The organism is Candidatus Roseilinea sp. NK_OTU-006, assembly GCF_012931985.1.
GTDB lineage: Bacteria > Chloroflexota > Anaerolineae > J036 > Brachytrichaceae > JAAFGM01.
On sequence record NZ_JAAFGM010000036.1, the window covers coordinates 1 to 16,231 of the forward strand.

Sequence of the window (16,231 nt, forward strand, 5' to 3'; positions counted from 1 at the left end):
CCCATACAGGCGACCCGACTTGATTGAACCTGAACCTGTGCTGTCAAGCGACCTGACTGAACCAGAAGTTGAACTCTTGCAAACAGGCGGAACTCAACCGAAAGGCTCAAACCCTGACTTGACGCAATGCAACATACCCAAAACCACCGCCGCCAAATGACCTGACTTGATCGACCCGAAACTCAACTTGCAAGAATGGGCTTTGCCTTTCAACCTGCACGGCTCACACGGCGCAACTCAACGCCCTTTGAATGCCTGAGAAGAAAACGCCTAACGGCATCGAGCTCAGCCGCTGCGACCGAAGGCGGCGAAGCCGCCGAGGGAGCAGTCGGCTGGAGCGAGTGGTTAGGACGTTTGTTTCTTGGCTTTCTTTACACTATATCTGACCCCAGATTCGCGGATGGCGGGTAGCTCGTCTAACCATGATAAGTCTCTCCCGATGACTAATTCCCTCATTGTAGCGTGATGAGTATTTTTCATCGGGATCAAACGCATCTGAAACCCATGCCTGCGCGCCATTTCTTTCACTTCTTCTGCCTCATCGTATGTCATCAGAAAATCGCCCACGAGTGACTCACATATCGTAAAGAGATATTCATGATCAATCTGATGATGTTTATAGAGCCGCTTGCCCGCCTTCTTTCCACCGGCAGTATAGGGAGGATCAATGAAATAGATTGCATCCTCGCGGCTAGCAAATTCCATCATCACTTTCAATCCATCATCGCACCGGAAATCGATCCTACCCACAATATGATTGAGATTGATGAGCCTCTGGGCAAGCGTCTTCGGATACCAGCGAGAGCCAATTCCTTTTCCATTCTCCCCATGCCTTATGAAGCGAGAGCCCTCAGCGAGTATTCCTCCATGCAACGTTCGGTTCTTCAGAATTGTTTGAAATGCCTTCTCTCTCTTCGTTGTCGAAGGTTTTTGGAGCTCCTCTTCAACAGCTTCTCTCGTCATTGGGAACGTCAAGATTCGATTAGCCAGCCACTCCGCATCACCGTTCACGACGGTTTCCCAGACCGCTGCAACTTCGTCATCTAATTCAACCATGACCACTCTTTCAACCAAATTCTCAAAGAGAGCGGTAAGGCTAATGATCCCGCCGCCAGCGAACGGTTCAACCAGAATACGCGGCCTGCTCTTCAGGCTGGCTATCCAGCGTCGGAATGTTGGCACAAACCACGTCTTTCCACCGGGGTAGCGGAAAGGACTTCGCTGCGGGACAGACGCGACATTCACCGGGCATGGTAAAGCTATTTCCTCGGAAAATTCAGAAAACAACGAGAGCTGTCTCTGTGTCGCCATTGTCAAAACGGCCTCTCGATAGTTTGGTTCGTTGGGGGAGTTTCCAGTTGCTCATCGAGTTTTTCCTGAAGCAACCTGATGAAATCTTCCATCCTCCCGGGCAATGGTGTGGTAATAGAAAGCAAAGCAGGCTCAAACTCAGTAAAAACTTCATCTACCTTCGTTAGATAGTATCGCCCAGACCCATGACCCTCTTCCGCATATAGTTTCAGATCATAGGTGAGCCATGCAATATCGGCCTCATCCTTTGGGACCTGTTTCAGGATGGGTAGAGTAGCAAAGAAGCTCTTATTCAATGCCACAGCGATTTTCTTTTTCCAACTATGCAAGATTCCACCCTTGTAAACAAGTTGCGGGACGAGTCTCTTTCGAGAAGATGAAAGGTAATCAGGACGAGGGTAGTTCGGTTCTTTGGACCAATCCATAGAAGACCTGCTTTGCGGGTCGCCCATGTAATACTCGAACGGTTCGCGGACGTTGCCGGAAATGTAGACGGCCTGAATCTCAAGGGCGCCAAAATCAATAACCTTGCCACTATCGTCATAGGCAACGAGAACCACGTCGATGTTTCCAGCAGACTTGCCATTAGCATCGTTTAAACGCACTTCAGTCAGAGAAGTCCACCGTGTTCCTTCCTCAAAAAAGAAAGCTGCGGCATGGTCAGCAATGATCCAGTCCTGACGAAATCGGATGGGACAGGTAATGACGGGCTCATTCTCGTGATAGATACTACACACACCGAGGGGATTCTTCGCCTTGTCCTTTGTGCAGTTCGGCACTTTGTTGTTGAAGGGGCAGAGACGGAGAGAACGGTATCGTTTCGCAATGTCAGTTTGATCAGTTATCAGATAACCGAAGACCTCTGCTAAAGGCTGTCCACTATGAGTCATGTAGATCCTTCCTTGTCTAACGTCCTAACTAGCGGTTATGCGGACTTCCGTCTAATCTCTTTTAGAGTACTCCCTCCGCCTAATTCCCCAAGTCGTTTGGGATTTTAGACAGAATGAGTTAAAATCCGATGAGTGCACTATATACACCCCCCGCCCAAAAGTCAATACACTATGGAACAAAAACCCCCACGCAAACTCCTCGACCAGGTATCCGACGCCATCCGCACCAAACACTACTCCTACCGCACCGAACAAACCTACAAAGACTGGATAAAACGCTTCATCCTCTTTCACCACAAACGCCACCCCAAAGACATGGGCGCCCCCGAAATCCAGGCCTTCATCACCCACCTCGCCGTCGAAAAAAACGTCTCCGCCTCCACCCAAAATCAAGCCCTCTCCGCCATCCTCTTCCTCTACCGCCACGTCCTCCAGATGGAAATGGACGTCCCCGCTGACATCATCCGCGCCGAAAAATCCAAAACCCTGCCCACTGTCCTCACCCACGCCGAAGCCCTTGCCGTCATCAGCCAGATGAGCGGCGTCACCCAACTCATGGCAAAAATCCTCTACGGAAGCGGACTGCGCCTGATGGAATGCCTCCGCCTGCGCGTCAAAGACATAGACTTCGGCAACCGGCAAATCATCGTCCGCGACGGCAAAGGCGAAGACGACCGCGTCACCATCCTCCCCGACTCCCTCATCCCCCACCTCCAGGGTCAAATCCAAACCGTCCAGCGCATCCACCAAACCGACCTCGGCGACGGATTCGGCGAGGTCTACCTCCCCTACGCCCTCGCCCGCAAATACCCCAACGCCTCCCGCGAACTCATCTGGCAATACCTCTTCCCCGCCAGCGGCCTCTCCAAAGACCCGCAAACCGGCAAGATCATGCGCCACCACCTCGACCCCTCCCTCCTCCAAAAAGCCATCCGCACCGCCGCCCAAAAAGCAGGCATCCAAAAACCCGTCTCCCCTCACACCTTCCGCCATTCTTTCGCCACCCACCTCCTCCAGGCCGGCTACGACATCCGCACCGTGCAGGAACTGCTCGGCCACAAAGACGTCAAAACCACCATGATTTACACCCACGTCCTGCAGCGCGGCGGGTTCGCCGTAAAAAGCCCCCTCGACGACTGACCCCGCCACCCCAACGGCCTGGCGCGAGATTTGCCTCGCCCATGGCGTCGGGCCGGGCAACGGTGCGCCGCATCTGCCCACGCTGAAGCGCCGCGCCACGACGTATGGCGCCGCAGCTTCGGCAGCGCAACGCTCACCTCCGTGACATCATCCCGCCCGTTCGGCGCAGCGGCACTGAAACTGAACAAGCGACAGGCCTTTTCTGACCGTTCTCGTTATAATCCCCATGCGCAACAAGCGCGTGACACACACGGTCGCATACGCCTCGTCCGTCCAATGCGCCAAAAGCGTAGGACGCAGGATGAGCAGATGGCGAGTTCAATGCACCACCCTCGCCCGCATTCGCTGCACTCTGGACGATGCTGCGCCGGCCCTGCACAGCGACGCCCAAACGGTGACGCTGATGCTGCCGGCAGATTCGGCGGTGGACGGGGCGCAGCGCTCTTCGACCAGGCCATCGTCCAGATACAGGCGCATACCCACCGGCGCGCGGCAAGGCGCCCGGATTTTCTGGCACACTTGCAGCAAGTGTGGCCCACCAGCCCAGATGAACTGACCACGTTTGTACGCGCAGCTTACACGATAGAGGCGCGTTGGATCGAAGCAACGGGGGCAGCACAATGTCAGGGGGGTGATTGTGCCGCGTTCATCGAGCCGGCCCATGCATTGACATTGACACAGCGTGCTTTCATACCCATGATCGTTGCGGGCGAGAGCTATCTGCTCTGGTCACAACCGTCCACCTGGGGCGGGACGCTGCCTCAGGCCGGCGACGCCGTTCACATTCCGGCCAACAAGCGCGTGTTGCTAGACATCAACCCACCCCCTTTGCACAGCTTGACCATCGATGGAGAGCTGGCCTTCAAGCAACAGGATCTTGACCTGACAACGGGCTGGATTCTGATCAATTCGACCGGCTTGCTGCGCGTCGGCTCGGCAGGCGCGCCTTTTCAGCATCGCGCCACCATCACCCTCACAGACGGTGACATGAACCGCAACGTGCTGGGAATGGGAACGCGCGGGATTTTAGTGAACGGCGGGACGCTAGAGATGCACGGCGCTTCACCGACTCCTGCCTGGACCAAGTTAAACGCCCACGCCATGAGCGGGACTCAGGCGCTCAGCCTGCTGCACAGCGTGAATTGGCAGCCGGGTCAGCGCGTAGTGATCGCGCCGACAGACTATTACGGTGTGGCACAGACCGAGCTTCACACGACAAGCAGCGTCAGCGGCACACAGATCACTTTGAGCGCGCCGCTGCAACGTTTCCGCTGGGGCGTCGTGCAATATGTCTCCACAACCGGCCTGGTGTTGACGCCCACCTTCAGCGTGACACCTTTGGCGATTGATCAGCGAGCCGAGGTGGGCAATCTCTCACGCAACATCATCATTCAGGGCGCAAATGACTTGTTGTGGCAGAACCACCAATTCGGCGCACAGGTGATGATCGCAAACGGCGGCACGGCGCGGATCGATGGCGCAGAACTGACGCGCGTTGGGCAAGGAGGGCGACTCGGACGATACCCGATTCACTACCATCAGCTATCGTACAGCAGCGCGGGCGCATGGATCACAGATGTCAGCGGCCAGTACGTCAAAAATTCCTCGATTTGGAATTCTGCCCATCGGTGCATCGTCATCCATGGAACAAACGGCCTGTGGGTAAAAAACAACATCTGCTATGACATTGCCGGGCATGCCGTATTTGTCGAAGATGCTGTTGAGCGACGCAACATTATCGAAGACAATTTGGTGTTGCGGGTACACCAGCCGATCTCGCCGGTGATCGACAGCGACATTGTGCGCTTCCGGCGCGGGCCGTCGGGGTTCTGGCTGACCAACCCGGACAACATCGTACGAGGCAATGTAGCCGCCGACGCCGAGGGCAACGGATTTTGGCTTGCCTTCCCAGCACAGCCGCTCGGCAGCCACAAGAGTGTGCCGATTCGCCCGTCAAATGTCCGACTGAGTGAGTTTGCCAACAATACAGCGCATTCGAATATGCGCCCGGGGGTCAACCTGGACTTTGCGCCTTTCAACGACGCGGGGCAGACGCAAGAGAGGAAATACATCCCCACCGTAGACGAACAGGTAGATCAATACACCAACCGCGTTCGCTTCACGCTCAGCGACATTCAGGTCTACAAGAACAACGACAACGGGCTATGGAATCGCGTCTCATGGCCCGATTACATCCGATTTGTCTCGTCCGATAACGCGGGCAAGTTCTTCGCCGGCGCCGGTGATGACGGGGACATCAAAGATTCTCTGATTGTGGGGCAAAGCCTAAACAACTTGTCGCCGATCCCATCGAGCGATCCCCAGACCGCAGTGGCCAGCTACCACAGCACGTTCGACATCTTTAACAACGTGTTTGTCAATTTTGCACTTGCCCCAACCCAACCCACAAAAGCAAGCGGGGTTTTCGCCACGGATGACTACTATACGAATGCAGTGGACAAAGGGCTTATTCGTAACCCCACCAATACGCTGATCAACGCGAGTCCGGGGCTGCGTGTGCGGTCTCCAAACATCAACACACCCGTGGGCAACGCTGCGCTGGCCGGCGCGCTGTGGGATCCACACGGATACTGGGGGCCGGCCGGGCGTTACTGGGTCTACGACGTACCTTTCTTGACCCATGGGCTTACATGCACGCCGGTGATGCCGGCCGGCCAGAATGGACAAAGCTGCGTCGGCCCTTACTACGGCGTCGGCATGTTTGTCATAGACGGCAGCAACCGCTATCAGCCCCGACATCCCATTCGCGCCCAGCGCCTGAACATAAGCAACACCGTCGTCGGAGAGTGGATCGTGAATGAAGGCAGCGGGAGCGGCACAAACACTTTCGGCATCATGCCTTGGATGCGCCATTTCGCAGCGGTCAAAGGTGGGCGTTACCGACTAGACTTCACCGACGGCGTCTCCACAGTGCTGCCATTGAACGACGTCGCACTGTCGCTGGAGAATATGCTCACCACAACAGATCACCTCGTGTTGGGCGTGCGTTTCGCCAGCAGCGGGCCGCTGCAGGTTTACCTCTCCACTGAGCACAATTACAACAGCACAGCGCCCGGATCGCCCTATCGCCGCAATCTCTCTGCAGTATCCAGCTTCAGCAGCGTTGTCTCCGCCACATCGGATGTCTTCTGGCACGACACGGCGAACGGCTGGGTCTGGGTGCGCGTGAGCGGCGGCCTGGCGGCGCCGGACGAGTCCAGTTGGCTGCCCAACTCCGACCAGGCGTTGTACCGCACAACCTACCTGCGCATCTATCGGCCTTGACTGATCCGCCTGTGCATCCCAGACAGGCGGATCGGTCTGTCGCAGACATCACTTTACCAACCGACGCCTTGGATGGGCGGGCTAACGATCTGCCGTTCAGCCGCATGCGGAGCAGGTCGTCGGCTGAGCGGCAGGTTGAGCGGCACAGGCAACCCCGGAATAACCACCAATCACCGGGCGTCACCCGCTCCCGGCACCCCCCGCACCGGCTAATCAGCCCCCACTGGTCACGTCGCACTATACCCCTACAGATTCGCGAGTTTGTTCGCAAGCTCAACCGCTTCTTTTGGGGTAATCTGGATCTCGCCCTCAAAATCGCGTACAACCAGGTTATTACCCCGAATTTCGTATGTCCCGTAACACAAACCATTTTTCAGCCTTACGAGCTTGTCCCAATCATCATCCCCAGTTCTTTCATCTAAAGACAAAGGGACAAGCGATGCTAAGTAAATCAACGCCGAAAATCCTTGACTGTGCAGCAGGTTTATAGGATTGAAACCAAGTTCTTCGACAAAGTGCCGAAGAGAAATATCGGGATTACTCTTCAGCTTTTCCTCTATTTTCACTAAGATCATGCTTAGCGGCCGCACTATTTTCAGCGGCTCAATGTTTTTCTTCATATAGAACCTCCGATATGAGTTAAAATTGGGTGAGCGCATTATAAATACCCCTCTTCCAAAAGTCAATCCACATGCACGTGGCGGGGTGTAGCGCAGAAATGTGGGCGACTTTTTCTGCAACGGGAGCAACATAGGGGACATGAAACCATCAACCGTATCCAGCCACGCGCAGCGGCGCGAACAGTTCCTGGCCCTGGCCGCCCAGGCCTATGAAGCATTCGAGACATGGTATGACCAGCATCCGGACGCTGCGTTCGCTGAGATCGAAGCCCTGCGACAGGCGCTGATGGGCCGTGGATTGGAGATTCTGATCAATCAACGCCGCACCGCGCAGACATCACCCAGCCGCGCGGAGCGGATGCGTTATGCAGAGTTCCGTACGCAGGGCTGCCGATTGGAAGCGGCGTGGTGGAGAGCGGCTGCAAGACGGTGATACAGCGACGTTTGTGTCGGGGCTGGGAACGGCGGCATGCTGCGGCCATGCTCGCCGCCTTGTGTGAACTGCACAACAATCGCCTAGGCGCCGCAATCGGTCAGCGCCGCCGGCGGTGACTGTCACAAATCTGCGCTACACCCGGCGGCAACATTCGCAACATCATTGTCGGTGCAGCGTTTCTGGCTGCCGGCGATGGCGGCCAGGTGACGATGCGGCATCTGTTGCACAGCGCACGGCGCGAGTTGCAAAAGATGGGCCGGCTGGTCGATAATAGCGATCTGATCGCGTGACGATGCGCAGGTGTTGGCAAATCCGATGTGTCGTGTGTAGAGGAGAAAAGCATGGCCAGTTCAAGAAAGACAACGCGCTTAGAAACCGCAGCCGCCCCGCAGGCCTCCCGCAAGCTAGAGCCGGCGCAGCGTGACCGGCAGACCCCGTGGCCCGCCCGCGCGCAACATGCACGCGGGCACCATGCACGCGCGCGAGCGGTAACCCCGGCCGGCCTGTTGCAGTTACAGCGCACCGTGGGCAATCGCGCCGTTAATCGCCTGATCCAGGCCAAATTGATCGTGGGGCCGGCCGATGATCCCTATGAGCGCGAAGCTGAGCGTGTGGCCGCCCAGTTCGGCGCTTCCACATCTGCCGCAGATCGGCCGGCGCAGCACATCCAGGCGTTGCCCCAAGCGCCGGCGGTCGGGCCAGAGGGTGGCGAGGCCGGCGACGACATCGAGCGCCAGTTAGCCGCCAGCAAAGGCGCCGGCGCGCCGCTGCCCGCCGACACGCGCACCCGGATGGAGACGCATCTCGGCGCCGATTTCAGCGCGGTGCGCGTGCACACCGACGCCCAGGCCGATGCGCTCAACCGACAACTCGGCGCGCAGGCCTTCACGCATGGCGCCGATATCTATGTGAGCGCAGGCAAGTACGCCCCCCAATCCTCCGAGGGGCAGCGCCTGCTCGCCCATGAACTGACCCATGTGACGCAGCAACAAGCTGCCCCGCGCTTGCGACGTCTGATGAGTCCCGCCGATTTCAAGAAACAGACCTCAGGCTTGCTGGGCAGTCGCAGCAAAACCGATTTCACCACGCTCGACCGGTTGCTCGATGACTACAGCAAGTTTGGCTGGGCAGAGGCGGACATTCCCAATCGCAAAGCCAAACTCGACCAAATTGACCAGGCGGCGCGCGCCTATGCCGGCAAAAGAAAGTCGGGCGTTAACAAGTTGATCACCAGCGTGCAGACCGAACTGGGTTTCATTGGGCCTCTGGCCGAAGCCATTCCCGACATCAACGCGAAGACGGCCCTGAAAGCGGCGATCAAGAAACTGTTCCAGTCTCAGGATGCTTATCTGGAGGCTGTGCGGGCCGGCCATCCTGTGCAGGGCAACGGCCCTGATTTCATGCAGATATTTAGCAAGGCTCAGCGCGCGCTCAACGAGCTGGGCACACGCGCTCAGGTGATGCGCGAACTCATCGCAGAGGATCTCAGCCGGGTTGAAAACATTGCCGCCGACACGGCCACGCACCCGTTGTTGCGCAACATTCTCAACGAGGTGCTGGCCAACAAAGATAAGATTTACTTTCAGGAGACGCAGGGCACGGCGTCGGGCGCAGTATTGGCCGGCCAGAAGGAGCGCGACCGCGGCATCACCGAGAAGTACCGCCTCGACATGCAAATGGCCCAGGCCGAGGGAAGCCCCGAACGCCTCAGCTCGCTGGTGCACGAGATGACCCACATCGCGGTGCAGGAAACCTTCAGCAATACAGCCATCCACCTCGCGTTCAAGAGAACCGCGACGGATCAAGAAGTCCTCGACCTCAGCAGGACGCGCACCGAGCAATGCCGCGCCCTGAAGCGCGCGCTCGAAGAGACGCGCAAGCAGTGGTCGCCCGGTCAATATCGCGTGCTGCAGGAAAAGACCGATTACCCTGTGAATGCCAGCGGCAAGAACACGCTCACCTCGTATGCGGAGGCTTTTAAGAAGAAAGGCGAACTGACCCAGACCGAATATGACAGAATCGTCACCCTGGCCGGCCAGGGCGCAAACAACACGCTGATCGAGTTCGACACGGTCATCAACCAGATGATGTTCCTGATGACGGCCTGGAATGTGCCGCAGAACAACAAGTTTTACGCCAAATTGAGAGAGGTGGCCCAGCAGGCCTATGACTGGCGTCACCCCTCCTGAAGCGGCCTGTTACAAATTGACCCAGCCGCGCGAGGTATAACCATAATGGTTGCTGCTTCGGCGGCTGGGTCTGTCGCAGCCGTCGAGACTCGATATCACCGTTCTCTTTGTTTCGGTAGGATTCTCAGGTAAGGCAGGGATAGTGCTTTCAACAAGATTTTAGATGAGGTGATGAGGTGAGGCAGTCGAGGGTGTGCGCAGATTTGTGACAGTCACCGCCGGCGGCGCTGACCGATTGCGGCGCCTAGGCGATTGTTGTGCAGTTCACACAAGGCGGCGAGCATGGCCGCAGCATGCCGCCGTTCCCAGCCCCGACACAAACGTCGCTGTATCACCGTCTTGCAGCCGCTCTCCACTACGCCGCTGCCAATCGGCAGCCCTTGCGCACGAAACTCTGCATAACGCATCCGCTCCGCGCGGCTGGGTGATGAGAATCTCCAATCCACGGCCCATCAGCGCCTGTCGCAGGGCTTCGATCTCAGCGAACGCAGCGTCCGGATGCTGGTCATACCATGTCTCGAATGCTTCATAGGCCTGGGCGGCCAGGGGCAGGAACTGTTCGCGCTGCTGCGCGTGGCTGGATACGGTTGATGGTTTCATGTCCCCTATGTTGCTCCCGTTGCAGAAAAAGTCGCCCACATTTCTGCGCTACACCCAGCAGAAGATTTCAGATTGACACGGCAAACCCACTGTGTCAAAATGGTTCCAGATTGGAATCAGCGAGAGGAGGCTGTTCATGCCAACGATTACCGTCAAGAACATCCCGACAGACGTTTACGAACTGCTCAAGCGATCTGCTGCCGCCAATCGGCGCAGCATCAACAGCGAAATCATCATCCACATTGAGCGCGGGGTTCGCGGACGCAGAGTGGATGCCGAAGCCCTGCTCCTGCGCGCGCGCCTGTTGCGCCAGAAGACCAGACGGCATCGCATCACAGACGTCGAATTTCAAGCCGCCAAAACGACAGGCCGGCCATGATTGTGGTTGACACAAACCTGATCGGTTATTTGTTTCTGGAAAGCAGCCACTCTGCGCTGGCCGAGCAGGCCTGGCGCAAAGACAACGAGTGGGTTGCGCCCCTTCTCTGGCGCAGCGAATTCCGCAACGTCCTTGCCCACTACATCCGCAAGCGATGGCTGACAGTGGAAGAATGCAGGCAGATCATGGCGAGCGCGCTTGAACTCATGGAAGCACAGGAGTATGAAGCGGACTCGGATCAGGTGTTACGGCTTGTGGCCGAGAGCAACTGTTCAGCCTATGAATGTGAATTCGTCGCAGTGGCGCAGGAGCTGAGGATTCCACTGGTCACGGTAGACAAGCAAATCCTCAGAGAGTTCCCCGCCGTGGCAGTATCGCTGGCAGACTTTGCCGAACGGGAGGAATGAGGCGACTCAGAACCTATCCCAGCAGATTTAAGACGTCGGATTTCCGGAAGAAGTCCGATGCCTTATAGATAGAGTCTAAAGCAAATGCCAAATATCCTTTTTGTCCCCCTCACCGGCGCAGCCGTTTGGCGCTCACCACGCCGGTGTTCAGGCCGATCAGGTTCAGCCCGCCGAAGAAGCGCGCGTGCTCGATCTTCATACAGCGATCCATCACCACATCCAGCCCGGCTTCTACCGCCCGCCGCGCCGCCGCCTCGTTGACCACGCCCAGTTGCATCCATACGACTTTCGCGCCGACGGCGATGGCCTCTTCCACAATCGGCGGCACATCCGCCGAGTTGCGAAAGATATCCACCACCTCGATCTCGCCCGGCCGCGCTTCGGCCGGCTTCGTCAGGGTTGGGTAGCAGGGCCGGCACAAATACGGCGTGGCGAACGTGTTGTCCACGATCAGCGGCAGGCCGTGTTCGTGGGCAATAGCAGCGACCGCCTCAATGTCCAGCACATCGATGCGCGGATTGCCGATCGTCTCGGCATACAGCGCGCGCGTGCGTGGCGTGATGGCGCGGCGAAAGTTGTCGGGGTCGCTGCTGTCTACGAAGGTGGCCTGAATGCCCAGTTTGCGAAAGCTGATGTCGAACTGCGTATACGTGCCGCCATACAGCGTGTTGCTGGCGACGATCTCATCGCCTTCGCCCATCAGCGTAAAGATGGCGATGAACTGCGCGGCCTGACCGCTGGCCGTCGCCAGCGCGCCCACACCGCCTTCGAGCGAGGCCATGCGCTCCTCGAACGCGGCAGTGGTGGGGTTCATGATGCGCGTGTAGATGTTGCCGAAGCGCTGCAACGCGAACAGGGTGGCAGCGTGGTCGGTGTCTTCGAAGACGTAGCTGGTCGTCTGGTAGATCGGCATAGCCCGCGCGCCGGTGGCCGGGTCGGGCCGTTATCCCGCATGCAAGGCGCGGGTGTTGAAGCCGTATGCTCTATCCTGTGCCAAGGTCGCCTCCATATCGAGCAGGGGGCGCATCGGCCTGCCCTGCGGCAATGGCCGATGATTGTAACGGCTCGCCACAGCGCGCGCAATGGCAGCCGGCGCATCGGCGTATCATGCGCCCCATGCAACCACGCATCCGACCTGCCACAGTCAACGACCAGCGCGCCATTTGGGCCTGGGTCTGGCGAAGCGGCCTCAACCCCTTGAATCTGAACTGGCGCAACTTCGTGGTGGCAGAGGTCGAAGGACAACTGGCCGGCTTCGGTCAGTTGCGCCCGCATCGCGACGGCAGTCTTGAACTGGCGTCGCTGGTGGTGAGGCCGGCCTATCGCAGACAGGGCATCGGCAGCCGGATCGTGCGCGCCTTGCTGGCCGGCCAGCAAGGCCCCATCTATACTGTTCTGCGCAAGCAAGTTGCAGTCGTACTACGCGCGGACTGGCTTTCAGCCCATCCGTGACACCGAGTTGCCCCCTGCGCTGGCGCGCATGCACCGAATGGCGACCTGGCTCATGCGACTCGCCTCAGCCGTCAGCCGGCGCGAGATGAGCATCGTTGCCATGCGCTGGGTATCACCGTGACGGCGGCAGGCGGCCGGCGGCGCAACATGACATCAGCCGGCCTTACAATCCGGCCTGTGCCAGTGTGTGTTATCGAGACGGGGCATGACTGTTTCCACATCCACCCAGGATGAGCGCGACACCAGGCCGGCGTTGCCGGCGCCTGCCGGCCCGCTCTTTGGCCGGCAGGCCGAACTGCGCGCGCTCGCCGGCGTGTTGAGCCGGCCGGGATTGGTCACGCTGACCGGCCTGGGCGGCAGCGGCAAGACCACGCTGGCGTTGCACCTCGCGCGCGAGCTATCCGCCTCGTTCACAGGCCGCGTGTGGTGGTGCGACCTCGGCCCGCTGACCGATCCCGCGCTCGTGTCATACGCCGTGGCCGCTGCGCTGGGGCTATCGGACACGCTGGCGCCGGTCGAGGCCGCCCGGCGGGTCATCGGCGCAGCGCCGGCCTTGCTGGTGCTCGACAATTGCGAACACGTTGCGGCGGCGGCGGCCGACCTGATTCATGCGCTGATGACCGATTGCCCCGGCTTGCGTGCGCTGGCCACCAGCCTGCAACCATTGGGCGCGCCGGGCGAGCAGGTCTGGCCGCTGGGGCCACTGCCCGTTCCTGCGCTCGACGCGCCGCCGGATCAACAAGCCGAACAGCCGGCCATCGCGCTCTTTGTGTCGCGCGCCAAAGCCAGCGCGCCACGCTTCGAGCTGAACGAGCGCACCGCGCCGTTGATTGCAGCCATCTGTCGCCGGCTGGATGGCCTGCCGCTGGCGATCGAACTCGCGGCTGGGCGCGCCGGGATGCTCAGCCTGGAACAAATACTGTCTCACCTGGCCGGCAGCCTGACCCTCCTCACCGGCGCGCAGCGATCCGCCGGCAGCGCAGCCCGCCACCACGCGCTGCGCGCCACGCTGGAATGGGGCTATCGGCTGTTGAGCGCCGAGGAGCAACAATTCTTTCGCAGTCTGTCGGTCTTTCCCGCTTCGTTCGCGCTGGAGACGGTTGCCGGCGTCGAAGGCACGCCGGAAAGTGAGTGGGTGAAGACACTGGATATGTTGTCCAGCCTGGTGAACAAGTCCCTGCTTGTCGTCGGCGAAATTCCCGCGCGTGGCACAGCGCGTTACCGCATGTTGGAGCCGGTGCGCATCTACGCCCGCGAATTGGTGGAAGCGGCGGGAGAAGGGCCGGCAACGCGAGATCGCCAGTTGCGTTGGGCCGTCTCACTGGCCGAGGGCCTGGCGTCCCAGCTCATCACGCAAGAGGCCGGCCTGGCCATCGCGCGCATCGAGGCCGAGTACGACACACTGCGCGCGGCGCTGCGCTGGGCCATCACCTCTCGGCAGATCGAAATGGGGATGCGACTGGCAGCAGCCCTGTTTCGTTTCTGGTTCAACCGTGGCCCGTTGCGCGAAGGGCGCTCCTGGTGCGAAGAACTGCTCAACGTCCCTGCCGACACGTCTCTCGTGTCGCCGGCCATCCGCGCGCGGGTTGCCTTCACCTCCGGGCGGCTGGCCTGCCGGCAGGGCGATAATCTCACCGCTGCCAGGCGCGGCGCCGAAAGCCTGCGTCTGGCGCGCGAGGCCGGCGTGCGGGAAGACGAGGCGCGCGCCCTCGATTTGCTGGGCCTGGCCGCCCACGACGGGCACGACTTCATGCAGGCCATCGCCCATTATCGCGAGGCAATCGACCTGCGCCGCGCGCTGGGAAATAGTTGGGCCGTGGCCGTCTCGCTCAACAATCTGGGGCTGGTGCATTTCGAGTGCGGCGATTACGACGAAGCGGCCGCCTGTTTCACCGCCGCGTTAGACTCGGCAGCCCAGGCCGGCGCGGACTTTATCCCCGCCCATGAAAATCTGGCCGAGGTCGAGGCAGCGCGCGGCGACATCCTGAGAGCGGCCAGTCATGCCCGGCGCGGCCTGGCGCTGGCGCAGGCCGCCGGCGATCAACATTCGCTGGCCGGCGCGCGCCGCATGTTGGGCGTGATTGCCCGGCTGCAAGGCCATCTGGATGAAGCCGCATCGTTGGCGCAGGCAGCTCTGGATGCCTTTCTTACGCTCGACTCGCCAACCAACGTGGGCGACGCCCAGCGGGACGTGGGTGATGTGCGCATGCAGCGCGGCGAGATGAGGCCGGCGCAGGAGGCGTACTCGGCGGCGTTGGAGGCGCACCAAAAGGTCGGCTACCTGCGCGGCATGGTCGAAGCGCAAAGCCGGCTGGCACTGCTCAGCGCCGCGCGCGACGCAACCACCCTCGCTCTGAGTCAGGCGCGCGAAGTGATTGCGCCGCTGCTCGACCTGCTGGAACAGCGCAGAGCCACCTTCCGCCGCAGTTTGATCGAAGCAGTGGAGGCTGCCGGCCTGGCGCTGGCAGCGTCCGCGCCGGATCAGGCCGGGCAGTGGCTGGCGACGGCGACGACGGAGCGCGCCCGACTGAAGCTGCCTCGAATGCCGCCCTGGCGCGAGATCATCGAAGCAGCGTGCAGCAAAGCCATTGCCCCAGCGACTCCCCTCACGCTGGAAGCGGCTGCCCGGCAAATTCTGGCAACACCCGCCGTCACGTCGCAAAGGAACGCCCAGCCGATCGTCTCCACAACCGGCGAACCGCGCATCCGCGTTCGCGCGCTGGGTCGGGCAGAGGTGCTGGTGGCCGGCCAGCCGGTCAAAGCGTCGGCCTGGGTCTATCACAAAGCGCGCGAGTTGTGCTTTTACCTGCTCGACCGGCCGCCGACGAGCAAGGCACAGATCGGCCTCGACCTGTGGCCGGAGGCGTCGTCGGCCCAACTGCGCAACTATTTGCACCGCAGCCTGCACTTCATCCGCAAAGTGCTGGGCGACCCCGACGCGGTACAGTTCGAGCGCGGACAGTACAGTATCAGGCCGGGGCCAGACCTGTGGTACGACGTGGCTGAGTTCGAGGCCGGCCTGCGACGCGCTGCGGCGCTGGGGTCGGTCACCACGGCAAGCGCCGAGCGCCGCGCCGAGATGGGCGAGCTGCTGCAAGCGGCAATTGCACTGTGGGACGGCGAGTTTCTGGCCGATCTGGACGCCGGAGAGTGGGCTATTTTGCGGCGTGAAGAATTGTGCCAGTCTTATCTGCGCGCCCTGATCGATCTGGGACAACTGCACGGGCTTGAAGCGCGCTATGCCGAAGCCATCGCCATCTGGCAGCGCGCGCTGACGGTTGACCCCTACCTCGAGCTGGCCCAGCGCGAGTTGATGCGCTGCCTGGCCCGACAGGGCGAGATAGCCGCCGCGCTGAGCAAATACGAGCGCCTGCGCGAACTCCTGGCCGCCGAACTGGATGCCTCTCCCTCCCATGAAACCACCGCGCTCTACGAACGCATCCGGCGCGGTGACGACGTGTAAGCGTTTGTGTAAGCGCCCCCCTGTACCCTGCCACCTGATAAGTCGAGACAGGGCTTTGA

General features: G+C 60.1%; 12 protein-coding genes and 1 pseudogene. 8 read left to right on the top strand and 5 right to left on the bottom strand.

Annotated elements, in window-relative coordinates:
• Window positions 1-345: 345 nt before the first annotated feature.
• Window positions 346-1,311, bottom strand: a complete 966-nt coding sequence (locus tag GXH28_RS13805) for a DNA adenine methylase (RefSeq protein WP_169239615.1) — start codon at window positions 1,309-1,311, stop codon at window positions 346-348.
• Window positions 1,312-1,313: 2 nt separating this feature from the next.
• A complete protein-coding gene (locus tag GXH28_RS13810; protein ID WP_169239616.1) occupies window positions 1,314-2,201 on the bottom strand; it encodes a NotI family restriction endonuclease in 888 nt (295 codons plus the stop codon).
• A gap of 171 nt (window positions 2,202-2,372) precedes the next feature.
• Here GXH28_RS13810 and GXH28_RS13815 point away from each other — a divergent pair, with 171 nt between their 5' ends.
• The gene (locus GXH28_RS13815; protein WP_169239617.1) at window positions 2,373-3,341 is read left to right on the top strand and encodes an integron integrase; all 969 of its coding nucleotides are present in this window, start codon (window positions 2,373-2,375) and stop codon (window positions 3,339-3,341) included.
• A 696-nt stretch (window positions 3,342-4,037) separates the two neighbouring features.
• Window positions 4,038-6,626 (top strand): G8 domain-containing protein, encoded by a 2,589-nt coding sequence (locus GXH28_RS13820; protein WP_240550416.1) that lies wholly within the window; start codon window positions 4,038-4,040, stop codon window positions 6,624-6,626.
• 245 nt (window positions 6,627-6,871) lie between these two features.
• Here GXH28_RS13820 and GXH28_RS13825 read toward each other — a convergent pair whose 3' ends face one another.
• Window positions 6,872-7,246 carry a hypothetical protein gene (locus tag GXH28_RS13825; protein ID WP_169239618.1) on the bottom strand — a complete coding sequence of 125 codons (375 nt, stop codon included), beginning with the start codon at window positions 7,244-7,246 and terminating at the stop codon, window positions 6,872-6,874.
• A gap of 139 nt (window positions 7,247-7,385) precedes the next feature.
• Here GXH28_RS13825 and GXH28_RS13830 point away from each other — a divergent pair, with 139 nt between their 5' ends.
• Together GXH28_RS13830 and GXH28_RS13835 are read left to right on the top strand one after the other, a co-directional pair.
• Window positions 7,386-7,679: a hypothetical protein gene (locus GXH28_RS13830; protein WP_169239619.1), complete on the top strand. Its 294-nt coding sequence runs from the start codon at window positions 7,386-7,388 to the stop codon at window positions 7,677-7,679.
• Window positions 7,680-8,023: 344 nt separating this feature from the next.
• A complete protein-coding gene (locus GXH28_RS13835; RefSeq protein ID WP_169239620.1) occupies window positions 8,024-9,871 on the top strand; it encodes an eCIS core domain-containing protein in 1,848 nt (615 codons plus the stop codon).
• A 264-nt stretch (window positions 9,872-10,135) separates the two neighbouring features.
• Here GXH28_RS13835 and GXH28_RS13840 read toward each other — a convergent pair whose 3' ends face one another.
• Window positions 10,136-10,471: a hypothetical protein gene (locus tag GXH28_RS13840; RefSeq protein WP_169239621.1), complete on the bottom strand. Its 336-nt coding sequence runs from the start codon at window positions 10,469-10,471 to the stop codon at window positions 10,136-10,138.
• A gap of 136 nt (window positions 10,472-10,607) precedes the next feature.
• Between GXH28_RS13840 and GXH28_RS13845 the strand changes: the two genes are divergently transcribed.
• Window positions 10,608-10,850, top strand: a complete 243-nt coding sequence (locus tag GXH28_RS13845; protein WP_169239622.1) for a FitA-like ribbon-helix-helix domain-containing protein — start codon at window positions 10,608-10,610, stop codon at window positions 10,848-10,850.
• Entirely contained in the window at window positions 10,847-11,257 is a 411-nt protein-coding gene (locus GXH28_RS13850; protein WP_169239623.1) for a type II toxin-antitoxin system VapC family toxin, read from the top strand. The genes GXH28_RS13845 and GXH28_RS13850 overlap by 4 nt, the downstream gene beginning before the upstream one ends.
• Before the next feature lie 109 nt (window positions 11,258-11,366).
• Here GXH28_RS13850 and GXH28_RS13855 read toward each other — a convergent pair.
• Window positions 11,367-12,266: pseudogene (locus tag GXH28_RS13855) on the bottom strand (aminotransferase class I/II-fold pyridoxal phosphate-dependent enzyme).
• A 107-nt stretch (window positions 12,267-12,373) separates the two neighbouring features.
• On the opposite strand from GXH28_RS13855, the gene GXH28_RS13860 reads away from it, so the two are divergent.
• Both GXH28_RS13860 and GXH28_RS13865 read left to right on the top strand, forming a co-directional pair.
• Window positions 12,374-12,709: a GNAT family N-acetyltransferase gene (locus GXH28_RS13860; protein ID WP_169239624.1), complete on the top strand. Its 336-nt coding sequence runs from the start codon at window positions 12,374-12,376 to the stop codon at window positions 12,707-12,709.
• 205 nt (window positions 12,710-12,914) lie between these two features.
• Window positions 12,915-16,172, top strand: coding sequence for a BTAD domain-containing putative transcriptional regulator (locus GXH28_RS13865; RefSeq protein WP_169239625.1), 3,258 nt, complete (start codon window positions 12,915-12,917; stop codon window positions 16,170-16,172).
• The last annotated feature ends 59 nt before the right edge of the window (window positions 16,173-16,231 follow it).